Origin of the sequence: Flavobacterium sp. W20_MBD1_R3 (assembly GCF_052119725.1) — a bacterium.
Taxonomy (GTDB): domain Bacteria; phylum Bacteroidota; class Bacteroidia; order Flavobacteriales; family Flavobacteriaceae; genus Flavobacterium.
Map to the genome: position 1 here is coordinate 152,599 of NZ_JBGQOR010000003.1, position 15,180 is coordinate 167,778.

The following is a 15,180-nucleotide window of genomic DNA, read 5'->3' on the forward strand; positions in this document are numbered from 1 at the left end:
TTTTTAACAAAATGAAAACATTAAAATTAATCGCCGTAGGAATTATTTTCTTAGTATCTAGTTCAATACACGCACAAGTTTCAGTAAATCTAAATATTGGTACCGCTCCTTCTTGGGGGCCGGCAGGATATGCCAACGCTGACTATTATTACTTACCAGATGTAGAAGCGTATTATGATGTACGAGCTACACAATTTATTTACTTTGGTAGTGGTAGATGGATCCGATCTAGAAATTTACCAGGACAGTATCGTAATTATAATTTGAATAGAGGATATAAAGTGGTGCTAAATGATTATCATGGTTCAAGACCATATAACAATTTTAATAATCACAAACGAAAATATTACAAAGGATACCACGGAAGAGAGCAAAGAAATATAGGAAACCACAACAGCAATCGCCGAGTATATGTGAATAACAGATCAAATGATAATCGTAGATATTACAACAATCGTAAAGGAAACGATAATCACAGGGATCATGGTGATGACAGAAGAAAAGGCAATAAAGGTCACGGACGTGGACATGGAAACGATAGAGACTAAGCCTAACACTATTATAAAAAGCAAAGAGAGAAAGCTATATTTAGTTTTCTCTCTTTTTTGTTAAATCAAACTATTATTTTTTAAAGAAAACTAAAAACATTTCCAACAAAAATATTTAATTCCTACATTTGAAGCTCTTGCAAATTAAATTAAAAAAAATGCAAAAAAAACACCTTTTAGCGCTAACGATATTCCTTCTTTGTTTTCAAATAACAATTGCACAAAATCCTAAAAAATTAAATGCGGTCGAAATTTATAACCAAATCGAAAAGCTTAATTTTCTGGGTTCCGTACTTTATATAGCTGCACATCCAGATGATGAGAACACCCGACTCATATCGTATTTGTCCAATGAACAAAAAGCGAGAACAGGCTATTTATCTTTGACACGAGGTGATGGTGGCCAAAACCTAATTGGTACACAATTAAGGGAGTTATTAGGAGTCATACGAACTCAAGAACTTATTGAAGCCCGAAAAATTGATGGTGGGGAACAATTTTTTTCTCGTGCCAATGATTTTGGTTTTTCCAAAAATCCAACAGAAACCTTAGAAATTTGGGATAAAGAAAAGGTTTTAGCTGACGTTATTTGGGCCATCAGAAAATTTCAACCCGATGTAATTGTCAACCGATTTGATCATCGATCTCCCGGAACTACGCATGGCCATCACACTTCATCGGCAATGTTGAGTGTTGAAAGTTTTGAACTGGCTAACAATCCCACTATTTATCCCGAACAATTACAATTTGTAAAGCCTTGGCAAGCTAAAAGACAGTTTTTCAATACATCATGGTGGTTTTATGGAAGTATCGAAAAATTTAATGCCGCCGACAAAAAGAATTTCATCGCAGTAGAAACGGGTGTTTATTATCCAGGAATAGGAAAATCAAATCAGGAAATTGCGGCATTAAGTCGGAGTCGTCATCAATCACAAGGTTTTGGGAGTACTGGTGAGCGCGGTGAAGAAACAGAATATTTAGAATTCATAAATGGAGATGCTTTAAAAGATAAAAAATCACTTTTTGAAGGAATTGATACTTCTTGGAACCGAGTAAAAGGAGGAAAAGCAATAGGAGAATTATTGACCACCATAGCAGCCAAATTCGACCACAGTAATCCTGCGGCAAGTATTCCAAATTTGGCGAAAGCCTACGCTCTGATAAACGCTCTAGACGAAAATCAGTGGGCACCATTGAAATCTGAAGCCATAAAAGAAATTATAGCAGCCTGTTCTGGTTTGTATCTTGAAGCCATTGCCCAAAATCAGGAAGCGACTCCCGGAAGTACTATTAAACTGAAACTTGAGGCCATTAATAGAAGTGTAGCGCCAATACAATTAATCAGTGTGACCGCTTTACCTAATCAAATTACGACCATTCAAAATAGGGAGTTAAAAAATAATATACAAAATAACATCAACCTAGATTTGACATTACCTGAATCCATTAACTACACACAGCCGTACTGGTTAAGAGAAAATGGAACCACGGGTATGTATGCCGTAAATGACCAACAAAACATAGGGATTCCAGATATTATTAGGGAAACAAAAGTGGTCTTTAACGTTCTAATCAACGGAATCGAAATCCCCTTTGAACGAACTGTGGTTTATAAATACAATGATGATGTAAAGGGTGAAGTGTATAATTATCTGGATATTGTTCCTGAAGTAACAACTTCTATCATTGATAAAGTATTACTTTTTAAAGACACTAAAATTAAATATGTGGGCGTAAAAATTAAAGCTGGAAAAGATGACGTAAAAGGAAACTTAAAGCTTGAATTGCCGCAAAATTGGAATGTTTCTCCAAAATTGATTCCGTTTAACATTCAAAAAAAGGGAACCGAACAAATTGTTTATTTTGAAGTAATTGCGCCTAACAAATCAGATGAAGCAGTAGCTAAAAGCGTGGCGATAATTGACAATAAACGATTTGATAAAGAACAAATTATCATAAATTACGACCACATTACAAAACAGCAAGTTTTAAAATCAGCTGAAGCCAAATGTATTAAAACGGATTTAAAAACAAATGGTGAAAAAATCGCCTACATTATGGGTGCAGGAGATGAAGTTCCTAGCAGTTTGACCCAATTGGGTTACTCAGTTACGGTACTTAAACCCGAAGAAATAACACCGGAAAAACTAGAAAATTTTGATGTGGTAATGACTGGTGTTCGTGCGTATAATACCGTTACAGCTTTAGCAAACAAGCAAAATATTCTTTTTGATTTTGTAAAGGGTGGAAAAACCATGCTCGTACAATACAATACTGCTGGTGATTTAGTTACTGGAAATATTGCGCCTTATCCGTTGAAATTATCCCGCGACCGAGTGACGGAAGAAGATGCCGAAGTCCGATTTTTAGCACCAAACCATCCCGTTTTGAATTTCCCAAACCAAATAACTGCTAAAGATTTTGAGGGTTGGAAACAAGAACAAGGTTTGTATTACCCAAGCGAATACGACAAAGCCTTCATTCCTATTTTATCCTCAAATGACAAAGGCGAAAGTCCTAAAAATGGTGCGTTGCTAATTGCTCCTTACGGAAAAGGGCACTATATTTATACTGGTTTAAGCTTTTTTAGAGAATTACCTGAAGGTGTTACCGGAGCTTACAAACTAATATCAAATATTATCTCGCTGCAATCCTTGGAAACTATTCCTGCTCAAAATACTAAGCACTAACACAACCCAAAATGGAAACAAAGAAAGTAAAAACCTGGAAAAAAAATTACACTTGGGTACTTGTGGCCAATGCTATATACATCTTGATCTTTTGTCTCATCATGAAATTATACTCTTAAATTATGCAATTATTTGACTGGATTATACTCATAGTTACATTATTGTTCATTGTAATTTACGGTGCTTGGAAAACCAAAGGGAGTAAAAATGTGGATGATTTTATTCTAGGAAGTAATGAAACCCCTTGGCATGTTGTGGGCCTTTCTGTTATGGCAACTCAGGCCAGCGCAATTACATTTCTTTCTACTCCGGGACAAGCGTATCATGACGGAATGGGATTTGTACAATTCTACTTTGGACTGCCTATTGCCATGGTGGTAATTTGCGTCACCTTTATTCCTTTGTACCACAAATACAAGGTTTATACAGCTTATGAATACCTAGAGAAAAGATTTGATTTAAAAACCCGTTCTCTTGCAGCCATCCTTTTCTTGTTCCAAAGAGGTCTTGGAACCGGATTAACCATTTATGCTCCAGCGATTATATTGTCCGCTATTTTGGGTTGGAATCTTACCTATATGAACATTGTTATTGGTGTTTTGGTTATTATTTACACCTTTTCTGGCGGTACCAAAGCTGTCAATGTTACTCAGAAACAGCAAATGTTTGTGATTATGTCTGGAATGTTTATCACCTTTTTTCTGATCTTGCATTATTTACCAAATGATATGACATTTACCAGTGCATTGCATATTGCTGGTGCAAATGATAAAATGAATATCGTAAATTTCTCTTTTGACCCAGAAGAAAAATATACATTTTGGAGCGGAATAACGGGAGGTTTTTTCCTTGCATTGGCATACTTTGGAACTGATCAATCTCAGGTGGGACGCTATTTATCAGGGAGATCCGTTCGAGAAAGTCAAATGGGACTGATTATGAACGGATTATTAAAAGTACCAATGCAGTTCTTCATTTTGTTGACCGGAGTGATGGTTTTTGTTTTTTTTCAATTCAATCCAGTTCCTTTGAATTTTAATCCAAACAATAAAGTCATGATTGAAAAATCAGCGTATAAAGGCGAATATAACGCTTTGGAGAAAAAATTAGACGATTTATCCGAAGATAAGAAAGTAATTAATCTCTTGTATATTGATCAGCTCAATCAAGATTACGACAATCCAACGCTTAGGAAGGAATTAGTGACTTTATCCAATAAAGAAAAAGATTTGCGAGATCGGGCCAAAGAAATCATCCTAAAAGCGGATAGCAACAGCGAAACCAATGATAAAGATTATGTGTTTTTTCACTTTATTCTCAACTATTTACCTAAAGGGCTTATCGGTTTATTGCTTGCTGTAATCATATCAGCAGCCATGTCATCAACGGCTTCCGGATTAAATGCACTGGCCTCTACAACAGCTATTGATATCTACAAACGCAATCTAAAAGAAGAAAAATCAGAACGCCATTACTTGTACGCAACTAAATTTTTTACTTTATTGTGGGGTGTAATTGCAATATTATTTGCTTGTATTGGAACGCTATTTGAAAACTTGATCCAATTGGTAAATATCATTGGATCTATATTTTACGGAACTGTATTGGGTATTTTCTTGGTTGGTTTTTACATCCACAAAGTACAATCGAAAGCAATTTTTTACAGCGCAGTAGTTAGTCAAATTACTATTTTTATAATTTACTATTACGCCATTTACATTTTTCCGAGTGGACAAGAAAAACTGGGTTATTTATGGTTAAACTTTATTGGAGCAATGCTAACGATTGTGATCTCATTACTGCTGCAATGGACTATTTTCAGAAAACAAAGAGCTATTACAGCCTAATGAATAAAGTTAATGTTGCTCATTTTTTAAAACTAAATGATTATCCGTTACTAATGTCAATGTCTTTAATTTTGTCATTTCGACGAAGGAGAAATCTCATTAGTTATTCTCGTTTTATGATTTCTCCTTCGTCGAAATAACAAATTGTGCAGTTGTTTATTATAGTGATTACAAAAGCAAAATGGTATTAAGAAGTTGGACCTATTTAATGTTATACTAACAAATGAGTGAAATAATATTAACATATAAGTCATATAAGAATTAAACCTTAAATGATCTTATGATTGTTTAAGGTACACAAGGCTAACACAATTGAAACTTAAACTTACATGACTTATATGGTAAAAAAAATGCAACATTGTTTTATTCTTATTACTTACGTTCTATATTTAAAATCATAATACCATATTTTAAAACTAAAAAATCCCGTCTCAATAATCATCGAGACGGGATTTTTTTTAGTGAAATAGTTAGAGTAACTAGCTCTTACTCCACTCTGCTATACTGTCTTTGTTCATTTTTACGTAGTCTTGATTTTTTGCCATTTCAGCTGAAGCAATAGATGCTTTAGCGGTTTCGATTGCTCCTTTTTTATCACCAAGTTTAGCTTGAATCAAGGATTTCAATCTGTTATACCAAAACGGTTTGTCTTTAGCCATATCCAATGCTTTGTTTACATAAACCAATGCTTTTGCAGCATCACCATTGGATTGAAATAAAAATTGAGCAGCAGAAAAATAATCTCCTCCTGTTGGTCCAGCTAATGCTTTATCAATATTAGCCGTTGTTTTTTGTTGTGTAGGAACTTCAAATTTTATAGCACCATAGGAATTCTCCCAATAGATTTCTAAAAAAGCAAAATTATTATCTACACCACTTATTCCAATAGTAAAAGTTTCAGCACTTTTATTTACTGTTTCTGGTTTGATTGTAGTTTTAAGAGCTACATTTTCTTCATTCCAGTCTGCTGGATTACCCCAATTATTCGTTGTTTTATAAAAAATTACGTCCCAACGTTCTATTGTTGGGATTGTGTATAACGAATATTTTCCTTTTTTTAATGTTTTACCATCAATTACAACATCGTCGCTAAAAGAAACAGTGGTATTTTCATTGGCTCCGGTTCTCCATACTTTTCCAAAAGGAATTAAATTACCAAAAACAGATCTTCCTCTGGCACTTGGTCTGGAATAATTAATTTCAACATCAGTTAAACCGACTGTTTGCATAATCGTAGCTTTAGGGCTAGATTGAGGTGTTTTTAACTGGGCTTCAGCACTTAAAGTCATAACAAATAGCGCGAGAGCAATGATTATTTTTTTCATATTATTGTTTTTAATGATCTCCAAATTTACAAATTCACTGGCTTCAAAATGTTAATTTTTTATTAATTTAGAATCAATATTCTTAACTCGATCAAAACCCAATTCGTTAAAATGATTTATAATTACATCGGCTTCCGATAAATCTTGTGCTTCTGTATGAATACTTTTATACCCCACACAAAAAATTCCTGCAGCTTTTGCCGCTTTTATTCCATTTGTACTGTCTTCAATGACGATGCAACTTCCCTTTGGTGCGACGGATAAACTCGCGGCATACTCAAAAATTGCAGGATGTGGTTTCGATTTAGGAAAATCCTCTCCACTAACCACGTGTGTAAAATAGTCCTGCAGCTTAAACCTGCTAAACACGCGCTCAATAGTCACCTTAGAAGCTGAAGAAGCCAAAATCAATTGCATCCCGTTTTGATGCAATTCTTTAATAAGATTTTCAACGCCTTCCAATAATTCTAAATCGGCTTTACTATCAAAAGCGTCATTAAAAATAGTTCGTTTTCTTTGAATCAAATCCTCCACCTCGTGTTCAAGTTCAAAATCCTCCTTTAATTTCTGAAACGTGTTTCGAGTTGAAGAACCAGTAAATGAAGTGTACATTTCCTCTGTAACAGTAATATTAAGTTCGTCGAATTGTTTGAAATAAGCATAACGGTGTACAGGTTCAGTATCGACAATTACACCATCCATATCAAAAATTACGGTTTGTATCATTTTTTTTTAGATTATTAGACTTTTAGATTTTAAGACTTGTTAGATTTTTAGAACTGAATACCGAGACTGAGCACTGAACACTATTTTTTTAGTAAATAACGAATTACGGTTTCTGCAGCATATAAACCAAATAATCCTGGCATGTAACTATTGGTTCCGTAAAATGATTTTTTGAAATTGGATCCATCCGTCATTTTTAAACTCGTTTCATCTTGAATTTCCGAAGAAAAAACTACTTTCAGTTTATCGATCTTGACTTCTTTTAATCGTCTCCGAATTGTTTTAGCAAAAAAACAATTCACGGTATTGGTAATATCTGTAACTTTCACTTTAGAAGCTTCCATTTTCCCGCCAGCACCCATGCTACTTATTATTTTTACTCTTTTTCGCTTTGCGCCAATGATCAAATTTAATTTTGGAGTCACGCTATCAATACAATCCACAACATAATCAAATTCGTCAGAAACAATTTCAAAAGCACGCTCTGGCGAAAGAAATTCTTGCACACAAGTCAGTTTTAATTCTGGATTAATGTCCATTAGTCGATCACCAACAACAGTAATTTTGGCTTGCCCCACGGTAGAGTGTAATGCAGGTAACTGTCGGTTTATATTAGTAATATCGACTACATCACCATCTACAATAGTCATGGTTCCCACTCCTGCTCGGACTAAAAATTCAGCCGCAAAAGAACCAACACCGCCTAATCCTACAACCAAGATATTTGCGTTTTTTAAATGATCTAAACCTTCTTTTTTAAATAAAAGTTCTGCTCTTTCTGTCCATTCTGCCATTTTTTTTTGTTTTAAGTTTAAAGTTTTTGAGAAATCTGAAATCAAAAATCGTTAATCTACAATCTGAAATCAAAAACTTCATTAAAATTACTATTTACTAGTTCCTGTATTTCTTTGACAGAAACACCTTTGTATTTAGCTGCTAATTCATAAACTACTGCAATGCCTTCTTCAATAGTATCTGTTTCCAGAAAAAATCGATTATTGGGAACACTTTTAAAAACAGCTCCTAATTCCTTATTTAGTAATAAATATTTTCCAAAAGAAATATAAAATCCATTGTCCACCAATTGTTTGGCAACTTGTATGTTTTTTGAAAATCCATGAATCAACATTGGAACTGAAATATTCATTTTTTTCTTAATTGCAATCAGTTCCTGAAAAGCCGCAACGCAATGTAGTACGATCGGTTTTTGGTACTGTTGTGCCAATAGCAATTGCTTTTCGAAAACCATTTGCTGCAATTCCATCGGGATTTCGATGCGTTTGTCCAGTCCACATTCGCCCACAGCAAGACAATTAGGTTCTTGTAATTTACGTTCGATTATAGCCAAATCAGCATCTACTTGCTCTTCAACGATAAACCACGGATGAATCCCGATGGAATAATATGGAATTCCGGAATCAAATTCCTGTGGATATTGATTGACTAGTTCCAATATATTGGGTTCATTCGTATATTTATGTGTATGTAGATTAAAGTATTTCATTAGTTATGAAATTTTTTAACTCCCGCTTTTATAGCAATAGCTAGATCATTTTCCAGAGGAACTTTTGGACAGGAATATTTATAATTATAAGCGCAATATGGATTATACGATGTATTAAAGTCAATTACAATTGTATCTCCTTCTGGAATTTTTAAATCGATATATTTCCCACCAATGTAACTTTCCTTCCCTGACGTCAAATCAGAAAACGGCAGAAACAAATAGTCTTTGTATCCCTTCTTTTTTGAAAGTTCAATGTTTTTGTATACATTTAGTTTAAAATCACGACCATTTATTTTAAAAGAAAGTTCCCCATATTTTACATACAATGGTTTTCTATCCGTTGAAGTTTCCATTTCAAAAGGTTTCGCTTTTTTAGTTCTAACCAATTTTGCCACCACAAAAAAAACTTCATTAACAGGATAAAAATCCAGCGTTTTGAATTCCGCTAAATCTTCTGGAGTCAGCGGACTTTTCTTGGCATCCGCATATTCCATGTTTAATTCCTTTTGGAATTTGGCTACAGCGGAAACATCAAATTGTCCTTGGCCAAAGCCAAAATTCAAGTGCATAAAAAACAATAAAGTAAATAGCATTCTCATGTTTATAATTTTGTGCCTTTCCAATTTTACTAATAATTGAAAATTTTGTTAATTTATAAAAAGTTACTTTCTTTTAAAAGCATCAAAATTGTGTCGTTCGCAAAGCCATAAACACAATTTTTTTAATTTTAATGTTTAAAAAAATATAAGCTTCCAGACACCCAATCTATAATTTTATGCAAAAATAGTTTAAAACTTACTAGGACACAAAGGCGCAACGCTACAAAGTTTTCTACCTTAGCAAAATTATAACTCAGTATATGTTCCAAACTGCTTTTCAGCGTTACATCAATAATTTTAGAGGCTTTACCAGAGAGATTTGGATTCTTACCCTCATCACTTTTATCAATCGTGCCGGTACGATGGTATTGCCCTTTTTATCAAAGTATTTAAAAGAAGATTTGAGTTTTTCCTATGCACAAGTAGGATGGATTATGGTTGCTTTTGGGTTTGGATCCATGCTTGGCTCTTGGCTTGGCGGAAAATTATCTGATAAAATAGGATTTTACAGAATCATGGTTTTCAGTTTGTTCACCAGCGGAATCTTATTATTTTTTGTTCAATACATCCGAACATTTTGGGGATTATGCATTGGAATGTTTGTCATTATGACCGTTGCTGATATGTTCCGTCCCGCGATGTTTGTATCCTTAGCGACCTATGCCAAACCTGAAAATCGCACCAGAGCACTGACTTTAGTCAGATTAGCGGTAAATTTAGGCTTTACTGCAGGGCCGGCTTTAGGAGGTTTGATCATTATGAATATGGGATACAGCGGCTTATTTTGGGTTGATGGAAGTTCTTGTATTATTTCGATATTAATATTTACCGTATTAGTAAAAGAACGCAAAAAACCAGCTGATTTAGACTCAGTAAATAGCGAAACCGAAATACCTGTCTCTGTTTTCAAAGATAAAATATTCTGGATTTTTCTGTTTATCTGTTTTATAACGGCCATGCTTTTCTTTCAACTTTTCACTACTTTGCCTTTATATCACAATGAAAAATTTGGATTAACCGAGTTTCAAAGTGGCCTTTTATTGTCTTTAAACGGACTGTTGATTTTCTTCTTAGAAATGCCTATTGTAAGTTTCACTCAAAGAAAAGGCATCAATACACTCAAAATTATTCTTTGGGGAGCACTGCTAATGTCATTGAGTTTTTATGTTTTACTGATCAATATGTGGGCTGGAATACTAATTATTAGCATTCTTTTTATCACTTTTGGTGAAATGTTCATCTTCCCTTTCTCCAATTCTTTTGCGCTAAGCCGAGCGCCTAAGGGACATGAAGGTCGCTACATGGCCTTATTCACGATGAGTTTTAGTTTAGCACATATTGCCAGTTCTAAAACTGGACTGGAAATCATAGCCGCTTTTGGCTACCAAGCTAACTGGTTTGTAATGGGAACACTTGGATTGCTTTCGGTTGCGGGTTGTATTTGGCTGCAAAAACTCGTTAAAAAAGAACACAATTAATTTCAGTACCATTCTTTGGGCGTGACGCTATAAAAAAAAGGGGCTTAGCAACAACATCGTTACTAGCCCCTTTTCTTTATAGCGTCGGGTTATACGCGCTACTTCGGTAGCTAGCTTCTACCCCTCACGCAGTCTCCTTGTAATGATTACATTTTTGATTTAAAGGATAATTAAACTACAAAAAAACACGTTAAACTATAAAATTAGTTATTAAACTACTTTTTTAGTTTCGTAACTACAAAATTAGTTGTAAGTTTGATTTAAATAAAAAAATCATGCAAAAACTGACTAATAAAGAAGAGGAGATCATGCACATTTTATGGAAGCTCAAAAAAGCATTCGTAAAAGAGGTTTTGGCAGAAATCACAGAAGAACAACCACATTACAACACACTTTCTACCATTGTGCGCAACCTTGAAGAAAAAGGTTTTGTATCGCACAATGCCTTCGGGAACACACACCAATACTATCCTATTGTAAGTTTAGAAGACTATAGAAAACGCTTCATGAATACAGCTATTGATAATTACTTCAATAGTTCGTATAAAAATATGGTATCGCATTTTGCCAAAGAAGAAAAAATTTCTGCCGCTGAATTACGGGAAATTTTAGCCATGATTGAAAATCAAAAAGAAGAAATATAAACTTTATAGTAACAACATTATTTATGGAAGCATTCTATCTTTATCTTATCAAATCCAGTGGATTAATTGCATTGTTTTATTTGGCTTATCATTTTATGTTGCGAAAAGAAACCTTTTTTACGAGCAATCGTTGGTTTTTATTATTAGGATTATTTACTTCCGTTTTACTGCCGTTAATGGTTTATACCAAAATAATATGGGTCGAACCTACTCCTGTAAATTATGACTGGTCCTCATTGCCCATAAGTACAATTATTGATGAAGACCACACGCAAGAGTATATTTATCTGGGATTAGCAGTGCTGTACTTCATTGGTACATTGTATCTTTTGACTAAATTTAGTTTTGATTTTTACAGTTTACAAAAAATAGTAAAAGGAAAAACCATAAAACGTCAAGCGGATTTTAAATTTATAGACTTGCAAGACAATCTCGCTCCCTTTTCTTTTTTTAATACCATCGTTTACAATTCGTCCTTATACAGCAGTTCCGAACTAGAAAATATTTTGGAACATGAAAAAGTACACAGCGAACAAAATCATACTGTTGATGTTTTAATTTCAAGACTCTTTTGTATCCTTTTTTGGTTTAATCCATTCATTTGGTTGTACAAAAAAGCCATCTTACAAAACGTGGAATTCATTGCTGACAGCGAAGCCACAAAAAAGATAGTAGATAAAAAAGCCTATCAATTAACGCTTTTAAAAGTAACAACACACCAAAATTGTGTTGCCATTACCAATCACTTTTATCAATCATTAATCAAAAAACGAATCGTTATGTTAAACAAAAATCAATCAAAAAAATCGAATTCCTGGAAGTACGCAACGGTACTTCCTGCTTTAATCGCATTTGTAATGCTATTTCAAGTAAATGTAATAGCTCAAGAAAAAGTAGATTTTCAAGCAACAACAAAAAGCATAAAAACCAATGAAAAAGCAATAGATGTTTACGAAATAGACAAAAACACCACAGATGAAGAACTAAAAGAAAAATCTAGGAATTTAAAAGAAAACTATGCCATAATAGCTGACTTTTCCGGAATCAAAAGAAATTCTAAAAACGAATTAACCGCTATAAAAGTTAATTTAAAAAAAGGAAAAGAAATTGCACAGAAAATGGAAACAAAAGGAAATGAAGCAATAAATAAATTTGGAATTACAGTATCTAAAAATAATAATGGAATGCTTACTGTAAATTTTGGTTCAGATGAAAATAATAGCAATCAACAAAGTATGCTTGTTGTTCCTAATGCTCCGTCCGTGATCGACAAGGAAATTTTTATCGACGGTAAAAAAGTTAGTAACGAAGAATTAGACAGAACCAATCCGGATGATATATCCACAATGAATGTTTCTAAGGAGAATAACAAATCGATAATCAATATTGTGACAAAAGGAAAAACATCTCAAAACGCAGGTATGTTTAATTCTAAAGTACAAGGAACTAATTTGGGATTAGAAAATGTAGATCCTATTAGTTTAAATATTCTTCAAAAACCAAAAAATCCATATACGATTACAAAAAAAACGACAGAAATAAATGGTATTCCTAGTGATGCAGAATATTTTATTGACGGAAAAAAAGTAAGCCCGCTAGAGGCCGAAAGTATGAATCCAAATCATATTAGCTCAGTAAATGTAGAAAAAGAGGGAACTTCAGCTAAGAACTCAATCCGCATTATTACTAAAAGCTATCTGGATGCGAAAGAAATGATCCCAGAGCCACCAACTCCTCCTACTGCACCAACTTTTAAATTTAAAGCGCCGAAAGCACCTGTTTTTCCAAAAGCTCCAAAAGCTCCAAAAGCTCCAAAAGGAGATCCTATCATTGGTGATAAAAAAGCTTGGAAAGAATTTGATAAAAAAATGGAAGATTTCAATAAAAAAATGGAAACTTTAGCACCTGAAATGGAAGCCTTTGATAAAAAAATGATTGAATTTGACAAAAAAATGGAACCTTTCCATGCACAAATGGATAATTTTGAAAAGAAAATGAAAATCTACGAAAAGCAAATGGAAGAATATCAGTCCAAAATTAAAGATAGAAAATAAATAGAAATTCACAATTTAGACGGTCTCAATGAAGACCGTCTTTTTTTATATCTTTGTCCAAAATAAAACTGTATGTATAAAATCCTAGCCCAACTCAACAAAGTCATTTTACCGAGTTTCACCAAACAGCAATTGGATTTGGCTAAAGCCAAGAAATGGCAAATGGCAATTATTGGTTTTAGATATTACGTAACCACACGTGCGCTGGATTAATACGTAATTGCTGCAAAAATGTCATTTCCTTTGATTTTTGCCCTTCCATTCAAGAAAGCTAATTCCATCAGGAAATTGCATTGCACAATTTCGCCACCCAATCGTTCTACTAATTCACAAACTGCTTTCGCCGTTCCCCCTGTTGCCAAAACATCATCGTGAATCAGGATTCGGTCCCCTTTTTGAATCGCATCAATATGAATTTCTAAAGTATCCGTTCCATATTCTAAATCATACGTCGCTGAAATAGTTTCATAAGGCAACTTGTTAGGCTTCCGAACTGGAATAAAACCAACATTCAATTCCTGAGCAATCAACATTCCAAAGAAAAACCCGCGACTCTCCACACCTATTACCTTGTCTATTTTTTTATCTTTCAAGGACGAAACCAGTATTTCAAGGCATTTATTCCTCGCTTCGGGATTTATTAACAGCGGAGTAATGTCTTTAAACAAAATTCCTTCTTTAGGAAACCCCTGAATATCACGTATATAATTTTTTAATGGCATATTTTTTTGTTTTTTTACAATTTCAGACTTGCAAATTACACATTTATAGTTATATTTGCACCCGCTAAGACACCTTAATTAGGACATCAATAGCAAAAAAATGGCCTTGTGGCGCAACTGAATAGCGCACTTGATTACGGCTCAAGAGGTTACTGGTTTGAATCCAGTCAAGGTCACAAATTAAAACACAACTAACTTATTTAAAGGTAGTTGTGTTTTTTCATTTACTAATAGCCCGACAATTTCCGAATACATTGATTCCATTTCTGTTTTTTTGGGCAATTAGGATAACGATGCACAAACTAAATAATAGGCACTTTCTAAATATAGCCTATAAACCCAAAAGCCCGCTTACAATAAATTGGATTTGATTGTTTTTAAATGTTGTGCAAATACTATTTATACATTACTTTTTATTCTCCTTTTTTCTACCTTTGAAAATAAAAACCACAAGACCATTACGGATGATTACAAAAGCAACCTTAGAGAACGTTTCGCAATTAAATACATTGATCAATTCAGCGTATCGCGGGGAATCCTCTAAAAAAGGATGGACCACTGAAGCCAATATTCTAGAAGGGCTGCGAACGAATGAGATAGAACTGTCAGAAACGATTTTGAATCCAAAAAACACGATTCTGAAATTTACCGAGAATAACCAGATTATAGGTTGTGTCTTGTTAGTTGAAAAAGAGCAGCAATTATACCTTGGCATGCTCACCGTTTCTCCTGAATTACAAAACAGTGGCGTTGGGAAAAAATTACTGCAACAGGCAGCACTTCATGCATTAGAATTAGGATTGCCAAGAATTGTAATGACTGTGATTTCCGTCCGGGACGAACTGATTGCCTGGTACAAACGTCACGGTTATGAAGATACTGGAGTACGTGAACCCTTTCCGGCAAGCGCCGTTCATATTCCTATCACGGAAGAGCCTTTGGAATTTATTGTTTTAGAAAAAAGGATTGGATAAATTTAATTGATTGTCAGCCGATTATACTATTTATTTAAGTAAAATAAACTAACTTTAATGGTTCAT

The 15,180-nt window shown here is 34.0% G+C and carries 14 protein-coding genes and 1 tRNA gene; 9 read left to right on the top strand and 6 right to left on the bottom strand.

Features of this window, described 5'->3' with window-relative positions; genetic code table 11:
- The first annotated feature begins 11 nt into the window (after nt 1–11).
- The 3 genes from ACEN2F_RS06585 to ACEN2F_RS06595 all read left to right on the top strand — a co-directional run bounded on the left by ACEN2F_RS06585 (nt 12) and on the right by ACEN2F_RS06595 (nt 5,085).
- Nucleotides 12–548, top strand: coding sequence for a hypothetical protein (locus ACEN2F_RS06585; protein ID WP_441737182.1), 537 nt, complete (start codon nt 12–14; stop codon nt 546–548).
- A 158-nt stretch (nt 549–706) separates the two neighbouring features.
- Nucleotides 707–3,238 (top strand): PIG-L family deacetylase, encoded by a 2,532-nt coding sequence (locus tag ACEN2F_RS06590; protein ID WP_441737185.1) that lies wholly within the window; start codon nt 707–709, stop codon nt 3,236–3,238.
- 122 nt (nt 3,239–3,360) lie between these two features.
- Nucleotides 3,361–5,085: a sodium:solute symporter gene (locus tag ACEN2F_RS06595; protein ID WP_441737187.1), complete on the top strand. Its 1,725-nt coding sequence runs from the start codon at nt 3,361–3,363 to the stop codon at nt 5,083–5,085.
- Between the two features lie 479 nt (nt 5,086–5,564).
- Here ACEN2F_RS06595 and ACEN2F_RS06600 read toward each other — a convergent pair whose 3' ends face one another.
- The 5 genes from ACEN2F_RS06600 to ACEN2F_RS06620 form a co-directional block, all read right to left on the bottom strand.
- Nucleotides 5,565–6,410, bottom strand: a complete 846-nt coding sequence (locus ACEN2F_RS06600; protein ID WP_441737189.1) for a DUF2911 domain-containing protein — start codon at nt 6,408–6,410, stop codon at nt 5,565–5,567.
- Between the two features lie 51 nt (nt 6,411–6,461).
- Nucleotides 6,462–7,136 (bottom strand): HAD family hydrolase, encoded by a 675-nt coding sequence (locus tag ACEN2F_RS06605; protein ID WP_441737192.1) that lies wholly within the window; start codon nt 7,134–7,136, stop codon nt 6,462–6,464.
- An 80-nt stretch (nt 7,137–7,216) separates the two neighbouring features.
- On the bottom strand, nt 7,217–7,930 hold the full coding sequence (locus ACEN2F_RS06610; RefSeq protein WP_441737195.1) for a tRNA threonylcarbamoyladenosine dehydratase: 714 nt from the start codon (nt 7,928–7,930) through the stop codon (nt 7,217–7,219).
- A gap of 56 nt (nt 7,931–7,986) precedes the next feature.
- Nucleotides 7,987–8,640, bottom strand: a complete 654-nt coding sequence (locus tag ACEN2F_RS06615) for a TatD family hydrolase (RefSeq protein ID WP_441737197.1) — start codon at nt 8,638–8,640, stop codon at nt 7,987–7,989.
- Entirely contained in the window at nt 8,640–9,242 is a 603-nt protein-coding gene (locus tag ACEN2F_RS06620) for a DUF1684 domain-containing protein (protein ID WP_441737200.1), read from the bottom strand. Before ACEN2F_RS06620 ends, ACEN2F_RS06615 begins: the two co-directional genes overlap by 1 nt.
- A 260-nt stretch (nt 9,243–9,502) precedes the next feature.
- On the opposite strand from ACEN2F_RS06620, the gene ACEN2F_RS06625 reads away from it, so the two are divergent.
- From ACEN2F_RS06625 to ACEN2F_RS06640, 4 genes are all read left to right on the top strand, one after another.
- Entirely contained in the window at nt 9,503–10,720 is a 1,218-nt protein-coding gene (locus ACEN2F_RS06625; RefSeq protein WP_441737202.1) for an MDR family MFS transporter, read from the top strand.
- A gap of 275 nt (nt 10,721–10,995) precedes the next feature.
- Nucleotides 10,996–11,364, top strand: coding sequence for a BlaI/MecI/CopY family transcriptional regulator (locus tag ACEN2F_RS06630; protein ID WP_441737204.1), 369 nt, complete (start codon nt 10,996–10,998; stop codon nt 11,362–11,364).
- Between the two features lie 23 nt (nt 11,365–11,387).
- Nucleotides 11,388–13,418 carry a M56 family metallopeptidase gene (locus ACEN2F_RS06635; RefSeq protein ID WP_441737206.1) on the top strand — a complete coding sequence of 677 codons (2,031 nt, stop codon included), beginning with the start codon at nt 11,388–11,390 and terminating at the stop codon, nt 13,416–13,418.
- 72 nt (nt 13,419–13,490) lie between these two features.
- Complete coding sequence (locus tag ACEN2F_RS06640; RefSeq protein WP_441737209.1) at nt 13,491–13,631, top strand: SsrA-binding protein; 141 nt, start codon at nt 13,491–13,493, stop codon at nt 13,629–13,631.
- Here ACEN2F_RS06640 and ACEN2F_RS06645 read toward each other — a convergent pair.
- Complete coding sequence (locus ACEN2F_RS06645) at nt 13,628–14,140, bottom strand: adenine phosphoribosyltransferase (protein ID WP_441737211.1); 513 nt, start codon at nt 14,138–14,140, stop codon at nt 13,628–13,630. The genes ACEN2F_RS06640 and ACEN2F_RS06645 overlap by 4 nt on opposite strands.
- Before the next feature lie 102 nt (nt 14,141–14,242).
- Between ACEN2F_RS06645 and ACEN2F_RS06650 the strand changes: the two genes are divergently transcribed.
- Nucleotides 14,243–14,316 (top strand) — tRNA-Arg (locus ACEN2F_RS06650).
- Nucleotides 14,317–14,604: 288 nt separating this feature from the next.
- A complete protein-coding gene (locus ACEN2F_RS06655; RefSeq protein WP_441737214.1) occupies nt 14,605–15,114 on the top strand; it encodes a GNAT family N-acetyltransferase in 510 nt (169 codons plus the stop codon).
- Nucleotides 15,115–15,180: the final 66 nt, after the last annotated feature.